This window comes from Methylobacterium sp. P3_A11 (assembly GCF_056403155.1).
Genome location: NZ_JBFUGA010000013.1, coordinates 38130 through 53388, shown reverse-complemented (window position 1 = coordinate 53388; position 15259 = coordinate 38130). Strand labels below are relative to the sequence as shown.

At 69.7% G+C, this 15259-nt stretch carries 16 protein-coding genes; 6 read left to right on the top strand and 10 right to left on the bottom strand.

What is annotated here, in order from left to right; genetic code table 11:
• Positions 1 to 11 precede the first annotated feature (11 nt).
• From pyk to AC1DXK_RS06480, 3 genes are all read right to left on the bottom strand, one after another.
• Entirely contained in the window at positions 12 to 1448 is a 1437-nt protein-coding gene (pyk, locus tag AC1DXK_RS06490; RefSeq protein WP_457105040.1) for a pyruvate kinase, read from the bottom strand.
• Positions 1449 to 1561: 113 nt separating this feature from the next.
• Positions 1562 to 2044, bottom strand: coding sequence for a DUF1036 domain-containing protein (locus tag AC1DXK_RS06485; RefSeq protein WP_457105041.1), 483 nt, complete (start codon positions 2042 to 2044; stop codon positions 1562 to 1564).
• Positions 2010 to 3341 carry a glycerate kinase type-2 family protein gene (locus tag AC1DXK_RS06480; RefSeq protein WP_457105042.1) on the bottom strand — a complete coding sequence of 444 codons (1332 nt, stop codon included), beginning with the start codon at positions 3339 to 3341 and terminating at the stop codon, positions 2010 to 2012. Before AC1DXK_RS06480 ends, AC1DXK_RS06485 begins: the two co-directional genes overlap by 35 nt.
• A gap of 178 nt (positions 3342 to 3519) precedes the next feature.
• Here AC1DXK_RS06480 and AC1DXK_RS06475 point away from each other — a divergent pair, with 178 nt between their 5' ends.
• From AC1DXK_RS06475 to AC1DXK_RS06465, 3 genes are all read left to right on the top strand, one after another.
• On the top strand, positions 3520 to 4284 hold the full coding sequence (locus tag AC1DXK_RS06475) for an N-formylglutamate amidohydrolase (RefSeq protein WP_477297210.1): 765 nt from the start codon (positions 3520 to 3522) through the stop codon (positions 4282 to 4284).
• A 62-nt stretch (positions 4285 to 4346) separates the two neighbouring features.
• The gene (locus AC1DXK_RS06470) at positions 4347 to 4655 is read left to right on the top strand and encodes a DUF1244 domain-containing protein (RefSeq protein ID WP_457105044.1); all 309 of its coding nucleotides are present in this window, start codon (positions 4347 to 4349) and stop codon (positions 4653 to 4655) included.
• A 114-nt stretch (positions 4656 to 4769) separates the two neighbouring features.
• Entirely contained in the window at positions 4770 to 5051 is a 282-nt protein-coding gene (locus tag AC1DXK_RS06465; RefSeq protein ID WP_091714535.1) for a DUF2312 domain-containing protein, read from the top strand.
• A gap of 221 nt (positions 5052 to 5272) precedes the next feature.
• On the opposite strand, the gene AC1DXK_RS06460 is transcribed toward AC1DXK_RS06465, so the two are convergent.
• Entirely contained in the window at positions 5273 to 7105 is a 1833-nt protein-coding gene (locus tag AC1DXK_RS06460; RefSeq protein WP_457105045.1) for an alkaline phosphatase family protein, read from the bottom strand.
• Positions 7106 to 7226: 121 nt separating this feature from the next.
• On the bottom strand, positions 7227 to 8264 hold the full coding sequence (locus AC1DXK_RS06455; protein ID WP_457105046.1) for an aspartate-semialdehyde dehydrogenase: 1038 nt from the start codon (positions 8262 to 8264) through the stop codon (positions 7227 to 7229).
• A 320-nt stretch (positions 8265 to 8584) separates the two neighbouring features.
• On the opposite strand from AC1DXK_RS06455, the gene AC1DXK_RS06450 reads away from it, so the two are divergent.
• From AC1DXK_RS06450 to AC1DXK_RS06440, 3 genes are all read left to right on the top strand, one after another.
• A complete protein-coding gene (locus AC1DXK_RS06450; protein WP_477297208.1) occupies positions 8585 to 9406 on the top strand; it encodes a hypothetical protein in 822 nt (273 codons plus the stop codon).
• Positions 9407 to 9542: 136 nt separating this feature from the next.
• Positions 9543 to 9965, top strand: coding sequence for a hypothetical protein (locus AC1DXK_RS06445; RefSeq protein ID WP_457105048.1), 423 nt, complete (start codon positions 9543 to 9545; stop codon positions 9963 to 9965).
• A gap of 156 nt (positions 9966 to 10121) precedes the next feature.
• On the top strand, positions 10122 to 11741 hold the full coding sequence (locus AC1DXK_RS06440; RefSeq protein WP_457105049.1) for a gamma-glutamyltransferase family protein: 1620 nt from the start codon (positions 10122 to 10124) through the stop codon (positions 11739 to 11741).
• A gap of 4 nt (positions 11742 to 11745) precedes the next feature.
• On the opposite strand, the gene AC1DXK_RS06435 is transcribed toward AC1DXK_RS06440, so the two are convergent.
• From AC1DXK_RS06435 to dapB, 5 genes are all read right to left on the bottom strand, one after another.
• Positions 11746 to 12714 (bottom strand): hypothetical protein, encoded by a 969-nt coding sequence (locus tag AC1DXK_RS06435; protein WP_457105050.1) that lies wholly within the window; start codon positions 12712 to 12714, stop codon positions 11746 to 11748.
• Positions 12715 to 12789: 75 nt separating this feature from the next.
• Positions 12790 to 13059 (bottom strand): DUF2809 domain-containing protein, encoded by a 270-nt coding sequence (locus tag AC1DXK_RS06430; RefSeq protein WP_457105051.1) that lies wholly within the window; start codon positions 13057 to 13059, stop codon positions 12790 to 12792.
• Positions 13056 to 13703 (bottom strand): alpha-ketoglutarate-dependent dioxygenase AlkB, encoded by a 648-nt coding sequence (locus tag AC1DXK_RS06425; protein ID WP_477297205.1) that lies wholly within the window; start codon positions 13701 to 13703, stop codon positions 13056 to 13058. Before AC1DXK_RS06425 ends, AC1DXK_RS06430 begins: the two co-directional genes overlap by 4 nt.
• Positions 13704 to 14351: a 2,3-bisphosphoglycerate-dependent phosphoglycerate mutase gene (locus AC1DXK_RS06420; RefSeq protein WP_457105088.1), complete on the bottom strand. Its 648-nt coding sequence runs from the start codon at positions 14349 to 14351 to the stop codon at positions 13704 to 13706. It abuts the gene before it with no gap.
• An 8-nt stretch (positions 14352 to 14359) separates the two neighbouring features.
• Positions 14360 to 15157, bottom strand: a complete 798-nt coding sequence (gene dapB, locus AC1DXK_RS06415) for a 4-hydroxy-tetrahydrodipicolinate reductase (protein ID WP_457105089.1) — start codon at positions 15155 to 15157, stop codon at positions 14360 to 14362.
• Between the last annotated feature and the right edge of the window lie 102 nt (positions 15158 to 15259).

Sequence of the window (15259 nt, the reverse complement as noted above, 5' to 3'; positions counted from 1 at the left end):
GCCGCGGTCCGTCACGCCTTCTCGGCGTGCTCGCGGGTGATGAAGGCCAGGCGGACGAGGTTGGTGGCGCCGGGCGTCCCGAAGGGCAGGCCGGCCACGACGATCACCCGGTCGCCCACGGCGGCGAACTTCTCGCGCACCGCGAACTTGGCGGCGCGGAACGACATGTCGTCCACGTCGCTGGCGTCCTTGGTGACGATCGGGTGCGTGCCCCAGGCCATGGCGAGGCGCCGCGCGGTCTCGCGCCGAGGTGTCAGAGCGATCACCGTGGCGTTCGGGCGCTCGCGCGAGAGGCGCAGGGCGGTCGAGCCGGAATTGGTCCAGGCCATGATCGCATCGAGGTTCAGGGCATCGACCATCTGGTGGGCCGCCGCCGCGATGGCATCGGCGGCGGTCTCGTCCGGGGTCGCGTGCTGCGCCCGGATGATCGACCAGTAGAGCGCATCGCGCTCCACCTGCTCGGCGATACGGTTCATGGTCTCCACGGCGCCGACCGGAAAGGCGCCCGACGCGCTCTCGGCCGAGAGCATCACGGCATCCGCGCCCTCGTAGACCGCGGTGGCGACGTCGGAGACCTCGGCGCGGGTCGGGACCGGCGCGGTGATCATCGATTCGAGCATCTGGGTCGCCACCACCACGGGCTTGCCGAACCGGCGCGCGCTGCGGGTGATCCGCTTCTGCACGCCGGGAACCTGCTCCAGCGGCATCTCCACACCGAGATCGCCGCGGGCGACCATCAGGCCGTCCGAGATCTCGATGATCTCGTCGAGGCGGGTCAGGGCCTGCGGCTTCTCGATCTTGGCCATCACCAGGGCACGGCCGGCGCAGACCTTCTTGACCTCGGCCACGTCCTCCGGCCGCTGGACGAACGACACGGCGATCCAGTCGGCGCCGGCGTTGAGGCCCGCATCGAGGTCGGCGCGGTCCTTCTCGGTCATCGCCGGCACCGGGATCACCGTATGGGGCAGCGACACGCCCTTGCGATTCGAGATCTTTCCGCCGACCTCGACCCGAGTCACAGCCCGGTCCGCCGAGGTTTCGAGCACGGAGAGCCGCAGCTTGCCGTCGTCCAGCAGGATCGCGTGGCCGGCCTCAAGGGCTTCCAGGATCTCCGGATGCGGCAGGTGGCAGCGGCTGGCATCGCCGGGCGTCGGATCGCCGTCGAGCACGAAGGTCGCGCCGGTCGCGATCATCACGGCACCCTCGGCAAAGGTCCCGAGCCGGAGCTTCGGCCCCTGGAGGTCGACGAGGATGCCGATCGGCCGCTTGGCCTCGCGCTCGATCGTCCGGATCGCCTCGACCTTCTCCGGCAGCTTCTCGCGCGGGAGATGGCTCATGTTGAGCCGGAACACGTCCACGCCCGCCCGGAACAGCCGCTCGATCATCTCCGGCGAGTCGGAGGCCGGGCCCAGGGTGGCGACGATCTTCGTGCGGCGCGAGCGTTTCAAGCGGGATCCTCCGGGTCTTTTGGGCCGCATCGCTTCAGGCGACGTCGGTTCAGGGGCTTGGCAACGGGTGTGAGCATCCGGCGCCCAACAGCGTCAAGGGCATGCCCTTCACGTTACGGTTTCGCCGGTGCATCCGCCCGGTTGGAATCGGTGAGCTGGATGGTCCAGCTCTTCTGCTCGCCGGTATCGACCTCGAAGAAGCCGTTGCGGTCGTAGCCGCGGGCGAGGCAGTCCTCGATCCCCCGGATGGTGAACTCCGAATCGCGCGTGCACATCAGCGAGCGCCCGCTCCATTCGCCGCCGCGGGTGTAGTCGACCGCGAAGACATAATAGAACCGTGCCGCCAGCGCTCCCTTCAGCAGGGTCTCGCAGGCTTTCGGCGCCAGATCCCACCAGCCTTCCGTGACCCAGCCCTGCGGGTCGCGGTAGCCCAGGGAGATTCCGACCTTGCTGCCAGTCTGATTGCAGAGCCGCAGATCCGCCTTCGCGGGGCTCGCACCGAACAGCGCGAGGCCGAGTACCGTGAGAGCCGCGATGCGCTGAGCCGCCGAGACGCGAAACCTAATTGACGAGGATGATGCGGCAATCGTTGACATTGGTACAGGTCGGACCGGGGTTCACGAGGTCGCCGAGGGCCGCGAAGAACGCGGTGGAGTCGTTCTGCTCCAGCATCGCGGCCGGGTCGAGGCCGGCAGCCCGCGCCCGCTCCAGGGTCGTGGGGTCGATCAGGCCGCCGGCCGGATCGGTGGCGAGGCCCCGGCCGCCGTCGGTGCCGTCGGTGTCGGCGCTGATGCCCGAGATGCCGGGCTCTCCCGCGAGCGCCACGGCAAGCGCCATCGCGTATTCCTGATTCGGGCCGCCATTGCCCTCGCCCCGGATGGTGACGGTGAGTTCGCCCCCCGAGATGAGGGCGACGCGCCGCCCCGCCGCCTTGTGGCGCTTCGCCTCCACTGCGTGCTCGGCCGCCACCTCTCGGGCCTCGCCCTCCAGATCGGCGCCCAGCATGACCGGCTCGTAGCCGGCGGCGCGGGCCGCCTCGGCCGCAGCATTCAGGGCATCGATCGGCCGGGCGATGATCCGGTACTCGGCCCGGGCGAAGGCGGGATCGCCGGCCTTCGGCGTCTCGTTGTTGGGATCGTTGAGCAGACGCACCGCCTCCTCGGGCAGCGGGATGCCGCGGCGCTCGCAGATCGCGCGGGCCTCGGCCAGCGTCGACGGATCGGGGACCGTCGGGCCCGAGGCGATCACGGCCGGATCGTCGAAGGGCACGTCCGAGATCGCCAGCGTCAGGATGCGCCGGGCGTTGCGGGCGGCGAGCGCGAGTCGGCCCCCTTTGATCCGCGAGATGTGCTTGCGGACCGTGTTGATTTCACCGATCGGCGCGCCGGAACGCAGCATCGCCCGGGTGATCGCCTGTTTCTCGACGAGCGTCAGGTCGCCGGCCGGGGCGATCCAGTTGGCCGATCCGCCACCCGAGAGCAGAACCAGAACCTCGTCCTCCGGTCCGGCCTCGGTGGCGAGGCGCAGGGCCTCCTTGGTGGCCGCGATGCCGGCTTCGTCGGGAACGGGATGTCCCGCTTCCACCATGTGGATTCCCGGCGCCTCCTGACCGTACCCGTGCCGGGCGACCGCGAGGCCGACGATCCGGTCGTCGCCCAGCCCGTGCTGCTGGCGGTAGAACCGGCTCGCCACCGCGCTCATGCTGCCTGCGGCCTTGCCGGCGGCCAGGATGATCAGCCGGCCCGAACTCGGCGGCGGCAGGTGCGGCGGCAGGTGCGGCGGCAGGGCGAGGTCAGGGTGGGCGGCCCGGATCGCGGCCGTGAGGATCGTATCGAGCAGCGCCCGCTGCTCGCGGATGGCCGACTCGGCGACGGGCGGGACGGTTTCAGTCATGGCGTCGAACGGGCTCCTCTCTCGATCGCGTCGTGCGGTCCCCGCCCGTTTCTTCCGTGGGCGGCGGGCCCGTTTCTTGCCGTGAGCGCACGATCCTTGATAGGTGATCTGCCCGAGCGGCCGCGCGACGGCAAGCGCCATCGGTGCCCCCGCACAGATCTGAAGACCTCGGAGTCCCGTGACCCGTCCGGAGACAGAAACGGCCGCCCAGCCCGCTCATCCCTGCGAGATCCTGCCCGGTGATCCCGCCTGCGGCCTCGTCATCGCTTGCGACCACGCCTCGAACTACGTCCCGCCGGACATGGACCTCGGCGTCCCGGCCTCCGAATTCGCGCGGCACATCGCCTACGATATCGGCGCGGCCGCCGTGACGCGCCGCCTCGCGGCGCAGCTCGACGCGCCCGCGATCCTCACGAATTTCTCCCGGCTCATCATCGACCCCAACCGCGGCCGCGCCGACCCGACCCTGGTGATGCGCCTGTCGGACGGCGCCGTGGTGCCGGGCAACGCCCGGATCGACGAGGCCGGCAAGCAGGCCCGGATCGCCCGCTTCTACGCACCGTTCGACGCGGCCATCGACGCCGCGATCGACGCCGCCCGGACGGCAGGCCGGCCCCCCGTTCTCCTGACCCTGCACAGCTTCACGCCCTACTGGCGCGGCATCGCGCGGCCCTGGCAGGTCGGGATCCTGTACGACCGAGACGAGCGCTTCGCCCGTCCCCTCATCCGCGCCCTGGCGGACGATCCCGCCGGGCTGATTGTCGGCGACAACGAGCCCTACGGCGGCGGTCTGCCGGGCGACACGATCGACCGACACGCCACGGCGCGGGGCCTCGCCAACGCCCTGGTGGAGATCCGCCAGGACCTGATCGCCGGCGAGGATGGCCAGGCCGAGTGGGCCGCGCGCTTCGCCCGCATCCTGCGCCCGCTGCTCGCGGCTTGATCTCCGTCCGCCCAGACCCGAAATCGGTATCGCGCCGCCCGACCCGAAGTGAGTTGCCACCGATGAGCGAGATCGATCCGCGAACCCAGACCGAACTCGAAGCCGCGGTCTTCCGACGGCTGGTGGCGCATCTGCGCAACCGGACCGATGTTCAGAACATCGACCTGATGAACCTCGCGGGGTTTTGCCGGAACTGCCTGTCGAACTGGCTGAAGGACGCGGCCGACGAAAAGGGCGTGCCGCTGACCAAGGACGAGAGCCGCGAGAGCGTCTACGGGATGCCGTACGCGACCTGGAAGGACCGCTACCAGACCGAAGCCAGCCCGGCTCAGGTGGCGGACTTCGCGGCCGCGCAGGCCAAGGATCACTGAGCGTCCGCCGACGCCGGGAGAATCGGCTAAGCTTCCAGTAAGGCCGGCCCCTTAACCACGGGCCAGGGCGCGACCGCGCCGTGCAATCCGGAGAGCCCCATGAACGCCCACTCGATGCCCACCGCCGCAGCCCAGCGGCCCGGCGGCGACGTTTCGTCGGCCGAAGGCGTGGCCGCCGACGAACTGAAACAGTTCATCGAGCGCCTGGAGCGCCTGGAGGAGGAGAAGGCCGGCATCATGGGCGACATCAAGGAGGTGTTCGCCGAACTGAAGGGCCGGGGCTTCGACGCCAAGGCGGTTCGGACGATCCTGCGGATCCGCAAGCAGGATCACAGCGAGCGGCAGGAGCAGGAGGCGATCCTCGAGCTCTACATGCAGGCCCTCGGCATGGCGTAGGCCCCAAGCCGCGCGACGTCGCGCGGTTGAGGACCTCCGCTCCGGTCGCGGCCCCCGGGACAGCCTCCGACCGTGCCGCGCCTTGGCGCGCCCCTCCCCGTGCGGACAAGGGCGCACATAGCGGGGGCGCGTGGGATCGTTTCTTTTCACGACGCCCCGCCCGCCTGCAGGGTCGACCGTCGCAGCTTGGCCGGGGTCACGCGCCCCGGCCCGCCGCGCCTTCAGTGCGGCTCGGCCGAGGCCGATCGGTTCGGGTCGGTCAGGCCGAGGGTGCGTCCGGGATAGCCGGCGGCGTCGAAATAGCGGGCGCCTTCGACGGTCTGATATCTCAAGACCGTGACCTGTCCGGCCGAATCCGGTTCCGACCGCTCCATCCGGACCTCGAAGGCCGGCGTGCTGCCATTCGCCAGCGCCTCGGTCAGGACGCGGCCGACGAGCTTGCCCTTGGCCGGAATGGTCAGGTCGAGAACTCGCGCGATCGTTTGACCGAGATCGGCATTGCTCGCGGGCACCGGGCTCTCAAGTCCGGCGCGGAAGCTGGGACCGGCGGCACCCATGACGTTGCGGGTGTCGGCGCGGGAGAAGCTGCCGTGCATGCCCTGCCCCTGCTGCAGCCCTGTGTCGGCGACCTCGACCCCGCAGGTGGTCGGATCCACGCACCCGGTGGAGAAGCTCCGGAAATTCACCACGATCGCCGGCATCGGCGTCAGGGCCGATCCGTCGAGGGCAATGCTGGAGAGCGGCAGGGTGCCGGGGATCGATCCCAGGGCCGCGCTGACGAACAGGCCGCTGACATAATCCTGGCGGGCGAGGGCTCCCACCACCTTCCGCGCCAGGGCCGGGTCGCCACTCGGCAGATAGACGAGGTCGGAGCCGCCATTGGCTGCCACCACCACGTCGGGCCTCGCCGGATCCGAACCGATCAGGCCGTTGGCCCGGCTCGGGACGTCGTCGGGACCGAGCTTGGCGCCCTTCGCGTCCGGATCGAACAGGCTCAGGCCGAGGTCGTGGGCGAGGTCGATGGCGAGGAAGCCCGGCGGCAGCTGGCGGCTCGGGACGCCCTTGTAGGCCTGCTTCGCCGAGAAGCTCGTCGCGCTCTCCTTCGAGATGGTGGAGAAGCCATGATCCGACGTGAGGATCACGTCGGTCGTGTCCGCCAGTCCCTGCTCCTGAAGGGCGGCGAGCAGGGCCGCGAGGTTCGCATCGGCATTGCGGATGGCCGCAAGGCTCGTCGGCCCGTTGATGCCGGGAACCAGCTGGCCGAGGCTGTCGCCCTGGTTATGCTGCGTCCCATCCGGGTCTCGCGACCAGAACACCAGCACGAACGGCTTCCCGCGGGCTTTGAACAGCGGCAGCACGGCCCGGGTCGCCACGGCCGTGAAGTAGGTCTGTTGCTCGACGTTGGCCACGACCGTGCCCGCCGTGGCCGCGGTCCCGGCCTGTCCATTGGCGCCGCGGCTCGGCGCCTGAGCCGGAAGCCCCGCTTCGGATAGGCGGGCACGAAGGCCGTCGTCGAGCGGCACGCCGCCCGCCCGTCCCGTGCTGTCGTCGATCAGGATGGTGTCCAGGCCCGATCGTGCCGTGTGGTCGAAGACCAGCGACGGCCCCAGCTTGCCGATGCTTGCCGTAGACAACCCCTTGGCGTGGGCCGCGCGCAGAATCGTCTCCTCGTTGAGGTAGTTGCCGGCGAAGTGCGCATCGACGTCGCCGAGGACCGGGTCGCTCTCGAGAAACGGGGTCAGGCTCTCGCCCGCGCCCGGCACGGGGAACGCGGTGTAGATCGTGTTGCCGAACTGGCCGGTGTCGCCGAGCAGATGCCCGGTGGCCATCGCGGTGGCGTTGGGCATCGTGAAGGTCGGGAACAGGGAATGCGTGTTGGTGAAGCGCACGCCGGCCTTCATGAGCCGATCCATGGCGGGCGCGTTCGCCGCGTTCACCATCCCGTCGCGCAGGCCGTCGGCCACGAACAGGACGACGTTGCGCGGTCGCGGCTCGGCCTTGGCCGAGCTGGCGAGGACGAACCCGACCAGACAGGAAACAATGAGACGCCGCATCCCGAATCTCCAAGTGATCCAAGACGCGGCGTGAACCTGGAACGTTACAATCGTGTGATGGCGACGAACGTAGTCGCCCCGTGGCAACCTGCGCCTCTCCGATGCGGAGCGGCGCAGGATTTCAGGCGGCGCGCTTGGACCGGTTCAGGAGCTTCCGGTTCACGAGAACCTCGGCGATCTGCACGGCATTCAGCGCGGCGCCCTTGCGCAGATTGTCCGACACGCACCAGAAGTTCAGGCCGTTCTCGATGGTCGCGTCCTCACGGATGCGCGAGATGTAGGTCGCGTCCTCGCCGGCGGCCTCGTGGGGCGTCATGTAGCCGCCGTTCTCCCGCTTATCGATCACCAGCACGCCCGGTGCGGAGCGCAGGATCTCGGTGGCCTTCTCCGCTGAGAGCGGACGCTCGAACTCGACGTTGACCGCCTCCGCATGCCCGATGAACACCGGAACGCGCACGGCAGTGGCGGTCAGCTTGATCTTTGGATCGAGCATCTTCTTGGTCTCGGCGACCATCTTCCATTCTTCCTTCGTGTAGCCATCCTCCATGAACACGTCGATGTGGGGGATGACATTGAAGGCGATGCGCTTGGTGAACTTGCCGCCCTGCTTGATCTCACCGGCGGTGAAGACCGCGCGGGTCTGCTGGAACAGCTCGTCCATTGCCTCCTTGCCGGCGCCGGAGACCGACTGGTAGGTCGAGACCACGACGCGCTTGATGGTCGCCGCCTCGTGGAGCGGCTTCAGCGCGACGACCAGCTGCGCGGTCGAGCAGTTCGGGTTGGCGATGATGTTGCGCTTGGTGAAGCCCACGACCGCGTCGGCATTCACTTCAGGCACGATCAGCGGCACGTCGGCGTCGTAGCGGAACGCCGACGAGTTATCGATCACGACGCAGCCCTGCTGGGCGATGCGCGGCGACCACTCCTTCGACGCCTCGCCGCCGGCCGACATCAGGCAGATGTCGGTGTCGGAGAAGTCGTAGGTGTCGAGCGTTTTGACCTTGAGCGTCTTGTCGCCGTAGGACACTTCCTGACCCTGGCTGCGGCGCGAAGCCAGCGCCACGACCTCGTCGGCGGGGAATGCCCGCTCGGCCAGGATATCGAGCATTTCGCGGCCCACGTTGCCCGTGGCGCCGACGACGGCGACCTTGTAACCCATCTCTCGTCTCCGCGCGGAAAACCCCGACCGATCCGGGTGCCGCGCTCCTGCCAGCAAAATCGGCCGAAGGATCCTTCGTACCGGACTGCGCCCGACGGACGGGCGCGGCCTCAGAACCCGTCCTCACCGGAGGTGGGCATGGCGGCCGCGTCGAGCAAGGCGCGCCTGGGCGCGTGCTGTCAAGGCCGGCGGCGGCGCAACGATCGATTCACCCTGCGCGGTGGAATCCGCGGGCGAACCGCCGACGGGATAAGGGAATTCAATCCTCCTCCGCGACGATGGCAGAGCCCCTTCGAGGTTCGCCGTCCAGATGGAGCACGATGCTGACCGGAACCGCACACGCCGTTGATCGGATCGGAGCCGACATGCCGATCGGCCGGCTGGCCCGGTCGCCCGGCGCCCTCGGCCTGCGCCTTGCGCTCGCCTCGGCCGTGATCGCGCTGCTGTGTGTCTGCGCCCGTCTGCCGGCCAAGATCCCCGGAACCGGCGTCGCCGCCGAAGCCGCCTTCGTGCCTTCGATGCCGGCCTCGCCGGCGGCGCCAGCGGCTCACATTGCCCTGTTCGATCTTTCGACGGGCGGACCCGAGCCGGTCCACGCCGCCGCTCATGTCGATGCCCGCACAGGTCTGCGGGAAGATACGCTGAGCCGCGGCGACGTCGCGGCGATCGAGGCACCCGCGCTGCGCGTGACCCTTACGCGCGGGACCATCTCGGGCGTGGAGCCAACGCTCTTCGTCCTGATGGCCCGGCGCGCCGCGAACGGCCCGGCACTCGACCGACCGGCTCTCTCGATCGTGCGGACCGGATCACGCGGCCAGATCCGCACCAAGCTCGGCGCGGTCGAGACCCTGGAAGTGACGTTCGGCGGCCAGACGCCGCGGACCTGTCTGGGTTTCGTCACCCGGGACGCACCGTACCGGCTCGATGGCTGGCTCTGCGCCCCCCTGGGGCACCCGCCGGAAGCCCAGACTCTGGGGTGCATGCTCGACGGACTGAGACTCGTCGACCTGGCCGACCCGGATACGACGGCGGCGTTCGCGGATCCCCCGAGCCAGGCGAACGCATGCCCGTCGTCGACCGGCAGGGTCGAGACCTCCGGCCGGACAGGATCGGTAATCCCACGATCGCGAAATAAAAAATGAGGCCACAGTGTGGCAAATCGCACAAGCTCAGCCATAAGGGCGGAACAACAGCCTCGCCCAAGCGTCTTCTCGTCAAAGGCGGCGAACTGTTAAGTTTCGGTCGCCATACTGATGGCACTCACAGACAAGGTTGGTCATGCGCTCGCTTAAGATCGCCCTTCTCGGCATCGTCGCCGCAACCGGTCTCGGCGCTCTGGCTTCCGCGCCTGCCGTGGCGCAGGATGGCTACGTCCCCGGCCCGATCTACCGGGTCAGCCGTCCCCTGCCGATCCGCGTTCGCCCGCGCAGCTGGCTGGACGCCGGCAACGTGCCGCTGACCTCGAATGTTCCGGGCGCCGGCGGCTCGCGCAATCCGGCCCTGAACCCCTACATGATCGCCGCCTCCAACCAGCTGACCCCGCCCTACGGCCCGTCCGATCGCTACGGCCGCGGGATCCTCCCGGACCCGATCACGAACGGACCATTCATTGGCGCCCGCTCGTCGGCGATCCGCAACGTCGATCTCTCCTTCGTCGACCGACTGGATCCGACGTCGCCGCTGTACGGGCGCCCCTACTAAGCGCCACTTTCGAATGCGAGACCGTCGTAGAACGCGGGCCTTCGGGTCCGCGCTTTTCGTTTGCCCGGCGTCCTGCCCCGACCTTCACCCGCGTGCGTAATCCTGTATGCCAAGCGACGCGGTGGCGCGCGGGCTGCCGAGGCCGGGCTCTGTTCCATGACGTCGTTCGACTGGGTCACCGGTTATCCGTCGCTGCGCATGCCGATGTTCGGACGCAACTGCGTGGCGACCTCGCACGCGCTGGCGGCCCAGGCTGGCATCCAGATGCTCCAGGCGGGCGGAAACGCGGTGGATGCGGCGATCGCCACGGCGGCCGCCAAGACGGTGACCGAACCGTGCAGCAACGGCCTGGGCTCGGACGCGTTCTGCATCCTGTGGGACGGTAAGGCACTGCACGGCCTCAACGCCTCGGGCGGAGCACCCGTCGCCTGGACGCCGGACTACTTCCTCCGGAAATACGGCCCGGCCGAGCGGCCGCCGATGCGCGGCTGGGATTCCGTCACCGTGCCCGGCGCCGTCGCCGCGTGGGCCGCGCTGAGCGAACGCTTCGGCCGCCTTCCCTTCGCCGACCTGATGCAGCCGGCCATCCGCATCGCCGAGCGGGGGTATCTCGCGCCGGTGGTCGTGCAGCAGAAATGGGCGGCTGCCGCCCGCATCGAAGCGATCACGCGCCAGCCGGGCTTCGCGGACTTCTTCCTGCCCCGAGGCCGAGCACCCGACGTCGGCGAACTGGTGACCTTCCGGGGTGCCGAGAAGACCCTGCGGCTGATCGGCGAGACCAAAGGCGAGGCCTTCTACCGGGGCGAGATCGCCGAGGCGATCGCCGCCCACGCGCAGGCCCATGGCGGCGCCATGACGGCGGCCGACCTCGCCGCATACCGCCCCGAATGGGTGACGCCGACCGCCAAGGACTATCACGGCTATACGCTGCACGAGATCCCGCCGAACGGGCAGGGCATCGCGGCGCAGATCGCCCTGGGCATCCTGGAGCAGTTCGACCTCGGCAACCTGCCGGTGGACGGGCCGGAGGCGCAGCACCTCCAGATCGAGGCGATGAAGCTGGCCTTCAGTGACACCTACCGTTACGTGGCTGACCCCCGCGGCATGGCGGTAACGCCGGAGTCGATGCTCGATCCCGCCTACCTCGCGGATCGCGCCAGGCTGATCGACCCGAACCGTGCCCAGGTCTTCGGCCCCGGCAAGCCGCCCGCCGGCGGCACGATCTACCTCACCGCGGCCGACGAATCCGGCATGATGGTGAGCTTCATCCAATCGAACTTCATGGGCTTCGGCTCGGGCGTCGTCGTGCCGGGTTGGGGGATCTCCCTGCAGAACCGCGGCTACGGCTTCGTGCTCGATCCGGAGAGCCCCAACGTCGTCGCGCCGGGCAAGCGCCCGTTCCACACCATCATTCCGGGCTTCCTCACGAAGGACGGCGCGCCCGTGATGAGCTTCGGGGTGATGGGCGGCAACATGCAGCCGCAGGGGCATGTCCAGACGCTCGTCCGGATGCTCGATCACGGGCAGAATCCGCAGGCGGCCTGCGATGCGCCGCGGTGGCGGGTCAACGAGGGCCTCGACATCAACGTCGAGGCGTCGATGCCTGCCGCCACCGTCGATCGGCTGAAGGCGCTCGGCCACCAGCTGGACGTGATCGAGGACAGCTACCAGGATTTCGGCGCCGGCCAGTTCATCTGGCGGATGGGCGACCCCGCCATCGAGGGCTACGTCGCGGCCAGCGATCCGCGCCGCGACGGACAGGCGGTCGTGTGGTGAGACGCTACTTTACCTGGATGCTGTCCACGATCGAGCGGAACTTGGACAGGACGCCCTCCCGCTGATCCTGGCGGACGACACCCAGGGCGCGCAGATAGCCGTCCGGCGCGAAGCGGATGGTCTGCGAGACCACCACCGGCACGTTGGTCGGCTGATCGACGGCGCGGGCCACGATCTCGTGCCAGTCGACGCCGTTCGACCGATAGCTCTGTGCCCGCTCGATGACGAAGTCCTTCAACGTCTGGTTCGACGCGAGGGCGGCGCGGGCGAAACCGTCGCGTTGATCGGCCGAGGGCGGCTGCTGCACCGCCTGCGCGAGCACGAGGATCGGCTGCTCCAGATTCTGCATCTGGTCCTTAGGGCCTTTGGTGAGCAGGACCGAGTTGCCGGCCAGGACGCGCACCGGCCGGAAGCCGGCCATGTCGGCGATGCGGAACGGCAGGGCGTCCACCTGCTCGGTCAGGCTCAGGGCGGGGCGGAGGGTGACGCCGGTCACCATCTTGCGCATCGTCGCCTCGGTCTCCGCGTCGGGCAGAGCCTGGGCAATGATCAGCCCGGTCACGCTCGGCGCGCCGACCACCAGGATCCACTTCCGAACGGCCGGGGCGGAAGTGTTGGGATCGGCGGGCTGCTCGCCGGTGAAGAGCATGCCCTCGTTGTCGCCGATCTTGATCTCCTCACGCTTCTCGACCGCGAAGCCCTGGCTCAGAAGGTTGGCGTCGGTGAATCCGCTGACCAGTTCCGCGAAGGCATTGGGCGGCAGCTCCACCACCGACAGCGTCGCACCGCCCTCCTTCCGTTCGAAGCCCGAGAAGCGGCGGGACACCGACATGTCGGCGGGCGGATCGAAGCCGAAACGCGAGCCCGGGGGGAAGACGGGATCGTCGGCACGGGCGAAGGAACCGAGGCTGGCCACCAGCGCGGCTGCGCAGAGAACCCGTCCGAGACGCGGCGTCAGGGTGCGCATCAGCATCGAAAACCGGTTCTCCTCGTGGCCCCAACTTGGGGTTGGCGCGAACGCGATGGGTCTGCCCGGCGACCTGTTCTGTCAAGCCGGTAACGCGGCGCGCCTGCGTTCACGATGAAGGGAAGCCGCGAGCCCGGCGGCGTAGGCGCGGAGATTCCACAACGAGACGGTGGAGCCGAGGAAGTCTTGGCCCGGCAGGGTCGTCCGGAAGGCGTCCAGATCCCGGGTGTGGACGAGCCGGCTGCCCACGATGAGCGCGGCGGCCGCAACGAAGCCGGGGATCGCCACTGCGCCGCCGCGCTCGTCCAAGAACGCGGCCGGATCCCGGTCCGGGTCCCGTTCGGGCGTCATGGCGAGGCCGGCACCGTGACGCGCCGCAGCGTGAGATTGCAGCGGCCGCCCGGCGGCAGGAAAGCGGGTTCGTCCGCCGCCGCCAGAAGGTCGCCGTCCGGGTAGAGCCGGTCGATGCCGTGGAAGATCAGTCGCGAGGCGCCACCCATCACCAGGGCGTCGCCGGGCTGCAGCCGGACCGAGCGGGTCGGGTCCGACCGGCTCAGGCCGCCATAACGGAACAGGGCCGCCGCGCCGAGGGACAGCGACAGCACCGGCGCGGTCAGATCCGCCTCGTCGCGATCCTGGTGGAGGCCCATGCGGGTGCCCGGCGCGTAGAGGTTGATGAGGCAGGCTTCCGGCGGCGCCGAATAGGCCGCGAGCGCCGCCCAGGCCGCACGGGCGGTCGGCGGCAGGGCCGGCCAGGGCCGCCCGGTCTCGGGATGGTCCGGCTGGTAGCGGTAGCCCGCGACGTCCGAGACCCAGCCCAGGGATCCGGCATTGGACATCCGCACCGAGAACGGCTTGTTGGTGCGGGGCATCTTCGGCGTGACGGGCGGCGCCTCGGCGAGGACCGCAGCGATCTCGCCGGCGAGCCGGGTACGGGCGGCCGCGTCGAGGAAGCCGGGATGGTGGATCAGCCCCGGGGCGAGTTCCGTCGCCACTCAGCGTGCCCCGTCGGCATCCTGCTCCAGTACGGTCTTCGACGCGACCGTGGTCTCGTCGTTCAGGCGGTAGACCAGCGGCACTCCGGTACGGATCTGGAGATCCGGCACCTGCGTCTCGTCGAGACGGTCGAGAACCATCACCAGGGCGCGCAGCGAATTCCCGTGCGCGGCCACCAGGACCCGCTGGCCGGCCATCACCCGGGGCAGGATCGCCGTGATGAAGAAGGGGAGCACCCGCGCGGCGGTATCCTTCAGGCTCTCGCCGCCGGGCGGCCGCACGTCGTAGGACCGCCGCCAAGCGTGGACCTGCGCATCCCCCCAGCGGGCGCGGGCATCGTCCTTGTTGAGCCCCGAGAGGTCACCGTAGTCACGCTCGTTGAGCGCGCGATCGCGAAGGACCGGAATGGCCTCGCCGCCAATCTCCTCCAGGATCAGCGAGCAGGTCCGCTGCGCCCGAACGAGTTCCGACGTGAACGCCGCGTCGAAGCCGTAGCCCTTCCCCTTGAGGCCCCGGCCGGCCGCGCGGGCCTCGGCCACACCCTGGTCGGTCAGGTCCGGGTCGCGCCAGCCCGTGAAGACGTTCTTCAGGTTCCATTCGCTCTGGCCGTGCCGAACGAGCACCAAGAGGCGCTCCCGGGTCCCCATCGGGGCGCTCACAGGCCGAGCACGTCCGCCATGGCGTAGAGCCCCGGCGGCTTGGGATGGGCCCACAACGCCGCCTTGACGGCGCCCGCGGCGAACAGGCCGCGGTCGGCGGCGTGATGGGTGATCGTCAGGCTCTCACCGGCACCGGCGAAGATGACGCTGTGATCGCCGACGACGCTGCCGCCCCGGAGCGTGGCGAAGCCGATGTCACCGGGCCGGCGGGCGCCGGTGTGACCGTCACGGGTCGAGACGCGGACCGTCTTGAGGTCGACACCGCGGCCCTCCGCGGCCGCCTCGCCCAGCATCAGCGCCGTGCCGGACGGGGCATCCACCTTCATGCGGTGGTGCATCTCGCAGATCTCGATGTCGAACTCGTCGCCGAGGGACTTGGCGACCCGTCGGACCAGTTCGCTCATCAGGTTGATGCCGAGGGACATGTTGCCCGACTGCACGATCCGCGCGTGGTAGGAGGCGGCTTTCAGCTTCGCGAAATCCTCCTCGGACAGGCCGGTCGTGCCGACGACGTGAACGATGCGGGCCTGAGCGGCGAGTTCCGCAAACGCCACCGTTGCAGCCGGCGCCGTGAAATCGAGGACGCCGTCGGCAGCCGCGAAGGCCGTGAGCGCATCGTCGGTCACCGGCACGTCGAGGGGCGACAGACCGGCGAGCGTGCCGGCATCCTGTCCGAGGGCCGGCGAGCCCGCGCGCTCGATCGCCGCGGAGAGCGTACAGCCTTCGGATTGCGCCACCGCGCGGATCAGCATCCGCCCCATGCGCCCGTCAGCGCCGACCACGACCAGCCGCATTCCGGTTCCCAGTCCCATCCCGCTGTCAGTGAATACCCGGCCGCGACGGCCGGGCTCGTCCACGCTGCCTGCCGGGCTCCCGGTCCGCCGGGGAGGCGGGAG

Bases quoted from the DNA above. Each gene is read 5' to 3' on its own strand.
- AC1DXK_RS06440 (WP_457105049.1), top strand. From the start codon at position 10,122: ATGACGTCGTTCGACTGGGTCACCGGTTATCCGTCGCTGCGCATGCCG.
- AC1DXK_RS06430 (WP_457105051.1), bottom strand. From the start codon at position 13,059: ATGACGCCCGAACGGGACCCGGACCGGGATCCGGCCGCGTTCTTGGAC.
- AC1DXK_RS06470 (WP_457105044.1), top strand. From the start codon at position 4,347: ATGAGCGAGATCGATCCGCGAACCCAGACCGAACTCGAAGCCGCGGTC.
- AC1DXK_RS06450 (WP_477297208.1), top strand. From the start codon at position 8,585: ATGCTGACCGGAACCGCACACGCCGTTGATCGGATCGGAGCCGACATG.
- AC1DXK_RS06435 (WP_457105050.1), bottom strand. From the start codon at position 12,714: ATGCTGATGCGCACCCTGACGCCGCGTCTCGGACGGGTTCTCTGCGCA.
- dapB (WP_457105089.1), bottom strand. From the start codon at position 15,157: ATGCGGCTGGTCGTGGTCGGCGCTGACGGGCGCATGGGGCGGATGCTG.
- AC1DXK_RS06485 (WP_457105041.1), bottom strand. From the start codon at position 2,044: ATGTCAACGATTGCCGCATCATCCTCGTCAATTAGGTTTCGCGTCTCG.
- AC1DXK_RS06445 (WP_457105048.1), top strand. From the start codon at position 9,543: ATGCGCTCGCTTAAGATCGCCCTTCTCGGCATCGTCGCCGCAACCGGT.
- AC1DXK_RS06465 (WP_091714535.1), top strand. From the start codon at position 4,770: ATGCCCACCGCCGCAGCCCAGCGGCCCGGCGGCGACGTTTCGTCGGCC.
- AC1DXK_RS06455 (WP_457105046.1), bottom strand. From the start codon at position 8,264: ATGGGTTACAAGGTCGCCGTCGTCGGCGCCACGGGCAACGTGGGCCGC.
- AC1DXK_RS06480 (WP_457105042.1), bottom strand. From the start codon at position 3,341: ATGACTGAAACCGTCCCGCCCGTCGCCGAGTCGGCCATCCGCGAGCAG.
- AC1DXK_RS06460 (WP_457105045.1), bottom strand. From the start codon at position 7,105: ATGCGGCGTCTCATTGTTTCCTGTCTGGTCGGGTTCGTCCTCGCCAGC.
- AC1DXK_RS06420 (WP_457105088.1), bottom strand. From the start codon at position 14,351: ATGGGGACCCGGGAGCGCCTCTTGGTGCTCGTTCGGCACGGCCAGAGC.